Source organism: Egibacteraceae bacterium, from assembly GCA_040905805.1.
GTDB lineage: Bacteria > Actinomycetota > Nitriliruptoria > Euzebyales > Egibacteraceae > DATLGH01.
In genome coordinates, this window is sequence record JBBDQS010000039.1 from 1 (window position 1) to 8,664 (window position 8,664).

The 8,664-nt window shown below is 69.2% G+C and carries 10 protein-coding genes; 2 read left to right on the plus strand and 8 right to left on the minus strand.

Going from position 1 to position 8,664, the window contains the following annotated elements; all coding sequences use genetic code 11:
- Positions 1 to 193: 193 nt before the first annotated feature.
- From WD250_05095 to WD250_05130, 8 genes are all read right to left on the minus strand, one after another.
- The gene (locus WD250_05095) at positions 194 to 607 is read right to left on the minus strand and encodes a metal-sulfur cluster assembly factor (protein ID MEX2619576.1); all 414 of its coding nucleotides are present in this window, start codon (positions 605 to 607) and stop codon (positions 194 to 196) included.
- Positions 600 to 1,064 (minus strand): SUF system NifU family Fe-S cluster assembly protein, encoded by a 465-nt coding sequence (locus WD250_05100; protein ID MEX2619577.1) that lies wholly within the window; start codon positions 1,062 to 1,064, stop codon positions 600 to 602. The genes WD250_05095 and WD250_05100 overlap by 8 nt, the downstream gene beginning before the upstream one ends.
- A 4-nt stretch (positions 1,065 to 1,068) precedes the next feature.
- Positions 1,069 to 2,301 carry a SufS family cysteine desulfurase gene (locus WD250_05105; protein ID MEX2619578.1) on the minus strand — a complete coding sequence of 411 codons (1,233 nt, stop codon included), beginning with the start codon at positions 2,299 to 2,301 and terminating at the stop codon, positions 1,069 to 1,071.
- A gap of 24 nt (positions 2,302 to 2,325) precedes the next feature.
- The gene (sufC, locus tag WD250_05110) at positions 2,326 to 3,069 is read right to left on the minus strand and encodes a Fe-S cluster assembly ATPase SufC (GenBank protein ID MEX2619579.1); all 744 of its coding nucleotides are present in this window, start codon (positions 3,067 to 3,069) and stop codon (positions 2,326 to 2,328) included.
- A 34-nt stretch (positions 3,070 to 3,103) separates the two neighbouring features.
- Positions 3,104 to 3,454, minus strand: coding sequence for a non-heme iron oxygenase ferredoxin subunit (locus WD250_05115; GenBank protein MEX2619580.1), 351 nt, complete (start codon positions 3,452 to 3,454; stop codon positions 3,104 to 3,106).
- On the minus strand, positions 3,454 to 4,764 hold the full coding sequence (gene sufD / locus WD250_05120) for a Fe-S cluster assembly protein SufD (GenBank protein MEX2619581.1): 1,311 nt from the start codon (positions 4,762 to 4,764) through the stop codon (positions 3,454 to 3,456). The genes WD250_05115 and sufD overlap by 1 nt, the downstream gene beginning before the upstream one ends.
- Before the next feature lie 229 nt (positions 4,765 to 4,993).
- Entirely contained in the window at positions 4,994 to 6,400 is a 1,407-nt protein-coding gene (sufB, locus tag WD250_05125; GenBank protein ID MEX2619582.1) for a Fe-S cluster assembly protein SufB, read from the minus strand.
- Between the two features lie 17 nt (positions 6,401 to 6,417).
- Entirely contained in the window at positions 6,418 to 7,086 is a 669-nt protein-coding gene (locus WD250_05130; GenBank protein MEX2619583.1) for an ArsR family transcriptional regulator, read from the minus strand.
- A gap of 336 nt (positions 7,087 to 7,422) precedes the next feature.
- Here WD250_05130 and WD250_05135 point away from each other — a divergent pair, with 336 nt between their 5' ends.
- Positions 7,423 to 8,076 carry a hypothetical protein gene (locus WD250_05135; GenBank protein MEX2619584.1) on the plus strand — a complete coding sequence of 218 codons (654 nt, stop codon included), beginning with the start codon at positions 7,423 to 7,425 and terminating at the stop codon, positions 8,074 to 8,076.
- The coding region (locus WD250_05140) for a DUF222 domain-containing protein (protein ID MEX2619585.1) at positions 8,073 to 8,664 on the plus strand (592 nt) is incomplete at its 3' end. The genes WD250_05135 and WD250_05140, both read left to right, overlap by 4 nt.

Below are 8,664 nucleotides of genomic sequence, written 5' to 3' on the forward strand. Positions count from 1 at the left end.
TGCGCGACCGCCACACCCGGCACAGCGGAGCATCGCCCTCGCAGGCTCGGAGCGATTCACGTCTCAGGACACGAGCCGCCGGCGCAGTCCGCCGAGGTGGTCGTCTCACCGACGATGACCTCCCCGAGCAGCTCACCGCGCACCCCGATCGCCTCCGCGCCGATCGCCCTCGCAGGCTCGGGCGATTCGCGAGTTAGACGCTGAAGCCCATGGCGCGCAGCTCGTCCTTGGCCTCGTCGGCGATCATCTCGGTCGACCACGGCGGCGAGAACGTGAAGTTCACGTCCACCTCCTCCACCCCCGGCAGGGGCGCCAGCACCAGGGTGCACTGCGAGTGGATCAGCTCGGTCAAGGGACAGCCCATCGAGGTCAGGGTCATGTCGACGGTCACCTTGCCGTCCTCCTTGACGAAGCCGTAGATGAGACCGAGGTCGACGACGTTGATGCCGATCTCGGGGTCCATCACCGCCTTCAACGCCTGGCGCATCGCGTCCTCGGTGGGCATCCCGTCCTCGTCGGTCGGGACGTCGGCGAAGGCGCCGGGCTCCGATGCGGGCGCCGCGGCGGCATCCTCGGCGGGCCAGCCCTTCATGTCGGTGTCACTCATGGGTCACGCGGTGTCCCGCTGCCCCCTCCTTGTAGGTGTCCATGGCATCGCGCAGGGCCATCCAGCCCAGCAGCGCGCACTTGACCCGGACGGGGAACTTCGCCACGCCCTGGAAGGCCACGCCGTCGAGCAGGTCGTCCTCGCGGGTCATCTCCTCGCCGTGCATCATCAGGCGGAAGGCCTCGGCGAGGTCGTCCGCGTCGCTCAGGTCGCGCCCCACGACCGCTTCGGTCATGGCCGAGGCCGCCGCCATCGAGATGGAGCAGCCCTCGCCATCGAAGGCCAGGGCATCGACCTTGTCGTCGGCGACGTGCAGGCGCAGGTCCAACTCGTCACCGCACAGCGGGTTGGAGTGGTGCACGTGCACGTCGCACGGGTCGAGGGTCCCGGACCGATTCCGCGGCTTGCGGTAGTGGTCCAGGATGATCTCGTGGTACAGGTCGTCCAGTCCTGACATATGGCTACGCCTCGAAGAACTTCTTGGTGACGTGGATGGCGTCCACCAGCGCCCCGATCTCCTCGGGTGTGTTGTACAGGTAGAAGGATGCCCGGGTGGTGGCCGGCACACCCAGGACACGCATCAGCGGCTTGGCGCAGTGGTGGCCGGCGCGCACCGCCACGCCCTCGCGGTCCATCAGCGTACCGATGTCGTGGGGGTGGATGCCCTCGATGGCGAAGCTGATCGCCGCGCCCCGCGCGTGGGGATCCTTCGGGCCGTGCACCGCCACCCCCTCCACCCCGCCCAGCGCGTCGAGCGCCTCGCCGAGCAGGGCGACCTCGTGCTCGCGGATCGCGTCCATGCCGAGCGCCGAGAGGTAGTCCACCGCCGCGCCGAGGCCGATCGCCTCGGCGTAGGGCGGGGTGCCGGCCTCGAACTTGTAGGGCACCTCGTTGAAGGTGCTGCCCTCCAGCGTGACGTTGGTGATCATCTCCCCGCCACCGAGGAACGGCGGCATCGCCTCGAGCAGCTCGGGCTTGCCGGCCAGGACCCCGATGCCGGTGGGGCCGCACATCTTGTGGCCCGTGAAGCCGAGGAAGTCGGCGTCCAGCTCGGCCATGTCGGTGGGCATGTGGGGCACGCGCTGGGCCCCGTCCACGACCACCACCGCATCCGCGTTGGCCGCACGGACCCGGGCGGCCATCTGGGCGACCGGGACGATCGTCCCGAGCACGTTGGACATCGCCGTCACGGTGAACAGCTTGACCCGCCCCGTCGCCACGATCTCCTCGAACGCCTCGAGGTCGAGGCAGCCGTCGGGGGTGACAGGCACGTACCGCAGCTCGTAGCCCGCCAACGGCTGGACCAGCTGCCACGGGACGATGTTCGCGTGGTGCTCCATCTGGGTGGACAGCAGGATGTCCCCTGGGCCCAGCCGGGTGCGCGCCCACGAGTAGGCGACGAGGTTCAGCGCCTCGGTGACGTTCTTGGTGAACACCACGCCCCGGGGGTCGGCACCGACGAAGCGGGCGATCTTGCCCCGAGCCTGCTCGTAGACCTCCGTGCACTCCTCCGCCAGGGCGTGCACGCCGCGGTGCACGTTGGCGTTGTAGCGCTCCGACACCGCTGACACCGCGTCGGTGACCACCTGGGGCTTCTGGCTGGTCGCCGCCGAGTCCAGGTACACCAACGCCCGCCCGTGGACCTGACGGCCCAGGACGGGGAAGTCGCGGCGGATCGCGGTGACGTCCAACATCGGCGGTGTCTGCCTCCTGACCTGCTAGACCGGGGCTTTCAGGTGCTCGTAGCCCTTGTCCTCCAGCTCCTCGGCGAGCTCGGGGCCACCCGACTGGGCGATCTGGCCCTCGAACATCACGTGCACCCGGTCCGGGGTGATGTACCGGAGGATACGCGTGTAGTGCGTGATGATGAGGACCCCGAGGTCGGGACCGCGCAAGCGGTTGACACCCTCGGCCACGACCTTGAGCGCGTCCACGTCGAGGCCGGAGTCGGTCTCGTCCAGCACGGCGATCTCGGGGCGCAGCATGGCCATCTGCAGGATCTCGAAGCGCTTCTTCTCGCCGCCGGAGAAGCCCTCGTTGACGTTGCGCTGCAGGAACTTCTCGTCCATGTCCAGCGCGCCCATCTCCTCGCGCAGGCTCTTCATGAAGGCGCGCACGGGGATGTCCTCGTCACTGGTGGCGTTCACGGCGGTGCGCAGGAAGTTGGTGAGCGACACGCCGGGGATCTCGGTGGGGTACTGCATCGCGAGGAACAGGCCGAGCTTGGCCCGCTCGTCGGGGTTCATCTCAGTGATGTCCTGGCCCTTCAGCAGCACCTCGCCGCCGGTGATCTCGTAGGACGGGTGGCCCATGATGGCGTAGGCGAGAGTGGACTTGCCCGACCCGTTCGGCCCCATGAGCGCATGGGTCTCCCCCTTGTTGACCATGAGGTTGAGGCCGTGGAGGATCTCGGTCCCCTCGATGGCAACAGTGAGGTTCTTGACGTGCAGTTCGGCAGTCATGGTGGTCCTTAAGGGTTTCATGGTGATTCCTGGGTCAGTGGTGACGGGGCGTTGGGGCATCGTTCAACTGCTGCTCGACATCGACGTACACCTGACCGTCGGCCACTTTGCAGGCGTACACGGGGATGGGCTTGACCGCGGGCAGTGAGTCGGGCTGCCCGGTGTCGAGATCGAACACCGACCCGTGCAGCAAGCACTCGATCGTGTTGTCCTCGATGTAGCCCTCGGGAGCCAGGTCGTAGTCGGCGTGGCTGCAGGTGTTGTGCACGGCCTTGACGAGCGTGTCGTCCAGGCGCACCAGCGCGATCGGCTCGCCACCCGCCACGACCTTCACCGAGTGGCCGATCAGCATCTCGTCCAGCTTCGCCACCGCCTCGTATGTCATCAGCTCCTCCGGGGGTCCATGACCGCTGGGATGGTGACTTGGATCTCGCGTTCGATCTCCGCGAGGATCGTCTCGGTCACGCCCGGCAGCTCGATGCGGTCGGTGACCTCGCCGAAGAAGCCGAAGACGAGCATGCGCACCGCCTCGCCGTAGGGGATGCCGCGGGAGGTCAGGTAGAACAGCTGGGCGGCGTCCACCTGGCCGACCGACGAGTGGTGGCCGCACGAGACCACGTCGGAGCACAGGATCTCCAGGAACGGGATCGAGTCCGCGTGCGCCCCGTCGGTGAGGATGAGGTTGCGGTTGGTCTCGTCTGAGGTCGTGGCCTTCGCGTGCGGCTCGATGCGGATGTTGCCGAACCACGTCGCCCGGGCGGTGCCCTGCAGCGCACCCTTGTAGATCGATTCGCTGGACGTCTTGGGCGCGTTGTGGTGGATCACCGAGCGGTGCTCCATCTGCTGGTCCTCGGAGCCGAAGTACACCCCGAACAGCTCCCCGTGCCCGCCGGGGCGATCCAGCCCGACGTCGGGGCGCACGTACACGGTGCGCCCGCCGAGGCTGGCCTCAAGGTGGCGGTACACCGCGTCACGCTGCACGTAGCCGCGGTGGCGCCCGATGTGGTCGATGCCCGGGCCCCAGTTCTGGGCGGTCAGGACCTGCGCGTGGGCGCCGTCCCCGACGACCGTCTCCACGACCTCGACGACGGTGGCGCGGGCGTCGCCGACGTGGTCGATGTAGATCTTGGCCTTGGCGAACGCTTCGAGGACCACCAGCACGCGGGGAACGTGCGCACCGTCGGTGTCGGCCTGGATGGTGATCGTGATGGGATCGGCGATCTCGGTCTCCGCCGAGACGCGGACGAACGCGCAGTCGGTGAACGCGGCGAAGTTCAGGGCATCGAACTTCTCCTCCGCGGCCACCGCGACCCCGAAGGCGTTGTGCACGACGTAGGGCTCCTGGCGCGCGGCCGTGGCGAGGTCGGTCACCAGCAGGCCGGCCGCGTTGCTCTGCGCGTCGACCACGGCACCGTCGACGATGCGGATCGATCCGGCGACCTGGTCACCGAGGGTCGCCACGACCCCGTCGTCCGGCCAGGCGACGTCCGCGGCCTCCTCCGGATCGGCGACCACGACCGGCCGGTCGAGGTCGAAGCGCTCCGGGTGGGTCTTCCGCCACTCCTCGTCGGTCTTGGTCGGCCACTCGAGGTCGCTGAACGCCTTGAACGCCTCCTGCCGGCGGTCCCGCAACCAGTCCGGCTCCTCCAGCCGCTCGGACATGGCCAGCACATCCGCCTCAGTCAAGTCCCTCAAGTTCGTCACGTCAGCTACGTCCTTCACGGGGTGGGTTCACGGGGTGGGTTCACGGGTGGGCTTGATTTTCTTCACAAACGAGGCGGCGGTGCCGCCCGACCTCCAACCGGAACATCGGCGGCGGGAGTCGAGCGGGGTGGGGGCCAAATCCCGCCCTGAGGGGGCTGGCCTTTCGCGAGCGCAGCGCCCCCCGAAGGGCGGGGTTTGGCCCCCACCCTTCAGCAGAAAGCTAGCCCACCGACCCCTCCATGTTCAGGCTGATCAGGCGGTTCAGCTCCACCGAGTACTCCATGGGCAGCTCCTTCGAGATCGGCTCGATGAACCCGCGCACGATCATCGCCATGGCCTCGGCCTCCTCGACCCCACGCGACTGGAGGTAGAACAGCTGCTCCTCGCCGATCTTGGACACGCTCGCCTCGTGGGAGATCTGCGCGTCCTCCTCGGAGATGTTCATGTACGGGTACGTGTCGCTGCGGGCGTGCTCGTCCAGGAGCAGCGCGTCGCAGATCGTGGAGTTCTTGACGCGGTGTGCGCCCTCGGCGATCTCGACCTGGCCGCGGTAGCTCGTGCGGCCGTGGCCCTGGGCGACGGACTTGGAGACGATCGAGCTCGATGTGTCCGACGCGTGGTGGTGCATCTTCGCGCCGGCGTCCTGGTGCTGGCCGTCGCCGGCGAACGCCACCGACAGGACCTCGCCGCGGGCACCACGGCCCATCAGGTACACGCTCGGGTACTTCATCGTGAGCTTGGAGCCGATGTTGCCGTCGATCCACTCCACGGTGGCGTCCTCGTAGGCGGCGGCGCGCTTGGTCACGAGGTTGTAGACGTTGTTCGACCAGTTCTGGATGGTCGTGTAGCGCAGACGGGAGCCGGGCTTGGCGATCAGCTCGACCACTGCCGAGTGCAGCGAGTCCGACGAGTAGATCGGCGCGGTGCAGCCCTCGACGTAGTGCACGTAGGAGCCGGGCTCGGCGATGATCAGCGTCCGCTCGAACTGGCCCATGTTCTGCTGGTTGATCCGGAAGTAGGCCTGCAGGGGGATGTCGACCTTCACGCCCTCGGGCACGACGATGAACGACCCGCCACTCCACACCGCCGTGTTCAGGGCGGAGAACTTGTTGTCGTTCGGGGGGATGACCTTGCCGAAGTGCTCGCGGAACAGGTCCTCATGGGTGTGCAGGGCCGTGTCGGTGTCGAGGAAGATCACGCCCTGTGCCTCGAGGTCCTCGCGCACCTTGTGGTACACGACCTCGGACTCGTACTGGGCGGCCACGCCGGCCACGAGGCGCTGCTTCTCCGCCTCGGGGATGCCCAGGCGGTCGTAGGTGTTCTTGATGTCGTCGGGCAGGTCCTCCCAGGTGTTGGCCTGCTTCTCCGTGGAGCGCACGAAGTAGAAGATGTCGTCGAACATGATCTTCGACAGGTCACCGCCCCAGCTGGGCATCGGGCGAGCCAGGAACTGCTTGTAGGCCTTCAGGCGCGTGTCGAGCATCCACTTGGGCTCGTCCTTCAGCGCCGAGATCTCGCGGACGACATCCTCGGACAGGCCTCGCTTGGGCTCGAAGACCGGCTTGCCCTCGTCGTGCCAGCCGTACTTGTAGGTGCCGAGCTCCAGGTCTTCTGCTTTGGTCGCCATGAGTTTTGCTCCTGTACCTATTTGCCGTCGTCGGTGATGTGGCAGACGCAAGCGGGCGCACCGCCGGCGATGGTCTTCTCGCGCGACACCGTCGCACCGAGCAGTTCGCTGAACAGCTGGGTCTCGTACGCGCAGATCTCGGGGTGCTGCTCGGCGATCTCCTTGATCGCGCAGTGCCCCTGCGTCAGCTGCAGTCTCGTATGGCCGTCGCTGTCGGTGACCTGCTCCGCGTCCGCCAGGTAGCCGTCGGCACTGAGCAGCTCGGCCAGGCGGTCGGCCCCCTTGCGGGAGTCGACGCCGGTCAGCTCGGTCGCGTAGCGCCCACCCTGGCGGGCGGCACGCCACCGCATGAAGCCGAGGAGCGCGTCGTGCCCGTGCTCCTCCTCGAGGTAGGACAGCAGCTCGATCGCCAGCTGGGCGGAGTTGTCGGGGAACAGCCGCTGCGCCCGGTCGGTCAACGTGTAGCGGGCGCTCGGGCGGCCGGGACCATCGCGGCGGACGGTCTCCGCGTCCACGAGGCCGTCGCGTTCGAGCACCTGCAGGTGGCGCCGGATGGCGACCTCGGACAGGCTCATCGCGGCGGCGAGATCCGCCACCGAGTGTGCGCGGCGGCGCAACAGGTCAACGATGCTGGCGCGCGTGTCGCCCAGCAGGTCGACCAGGGTGGTGGCTTCGCGTGCGGTCACACCAATATTTCTACCACAATGTTGAGAAACTCGCAGCGAACGCATCCGGATCACCCCTGGTTGCCGGACATGCCGTCCCTCCCCCGCCCACTGAAGGGCCCACCCCCCGCCCGCCTGCACCACATTCTTCCAGGAGTATCGACGGGTGACCCTTGCAGACATGATCCAAGCGGTGTATGCTCGAACACATGTTCGTATCAGGCTGGTCAGTCGGTGTCGCCGCCACCTCCACACGGGAGCGTGGCGGGCGTTGGCGACCCGGCGGGCAGCGCGCGCCCAACCGCCACACCGCCACCCCCCCCGGCCGCCGGCGGCGTTCTGGCCCGCGAGGAGCCCGTGGGCTATGACACCGGCCGCGACCATGACGCCCACGGGTCGGCGGGCACGCCCTGGACCCAAACGAGCGGCGGGGGCGTGTCGTGGACCTCCACCCACGACAGCCACGGGGACGCACCCGGCGCTGACCTGGGCGGGGACGAGCCGCCCGACGGTGGCGACACCGACGGTGGCGACACCGACGGTGGCGACACCGACGGTGGCGACAGCGACGGTGGCGACAGCGACGGTGGCGACAGCGACGGTGGCCAGCACAGGTGGGTGGTGGGTAGCGCCCCGCGCGGGGTGCAGGCGCGCACCCGGGTGGCCCGGTGCGCGACCACGCCGGGGTCAGTGCTGGGCGCGGCGGTGGGCGCGTTGGCCGACGCCGTGGACGCCTTGGCCGCCACCGCCACCGCCGACCTCGCGGGCGCCGCGGCACCCAACGACGCCCACGGCGGGGGCAGCGCCCACGCCGGGGACAGCACCCAGGGTGGTGCGGGTGCTGGCGGGGCCGCGGCTGGCCCAGACACCGGCTTGGCCGGCGAGCATGTGGATGTGGTGGGCGACGCGCTGGTGGGCCTGGCGTATCTGCGGGCACGTCTTGACGCCTGCCAGCTGGGGTTGCTGGCCGATTTCGAGCGGCGGGGCGGCCACCGCGCGACGGGGCGGTGACCGCGTCGTCGTGGCTGGCCGGGCGCACCGGCACCGACTACTCGACCACCGCCCGCCAGGTCAGCACCGCCCGGCGGCTGGGTGGACTGCCGCGTCTGGCCGCGCATCTGGCTGCCGGGGACATCACCCTGGGCCATGTCAGCGCGGTCACCGACCGGTGTGTGCCCGCCCGCGCCGAGACGTTCGCTGACGCCGAGGCGATCCTGGCCGACCTGGCCGCCACCAGCCCGCCCCGCCACGTCCGCCACGCGGTGGCCCGCCTGGTCGACCTCGACGACCCCGACAGCGCCCACAACCCCGACGCGCCCGGCGGTGACGCGTTGCGTGAGCTGCGTCTGCGCGCAGGGTTCCAGGGCCGCGGGGAGCTGGTGGGCACCCCGGACCCGCTGACCCGCGAGGCGTTGACCGTGCCGCTCGACGCCTTCGACACCCCCGATGCGGCCGGCACCCCCGCCGACCAGCGGCGCACCCCCACCCAACGCCGCCACGACGCGTTCGCCGCGATGCTGCACACCCTGCTGGCCCAACCCGGCCTGCCCACCGTGCAAGGCGCCCGCCCCCAGATCCTGATCACCATCGACCTGGCCG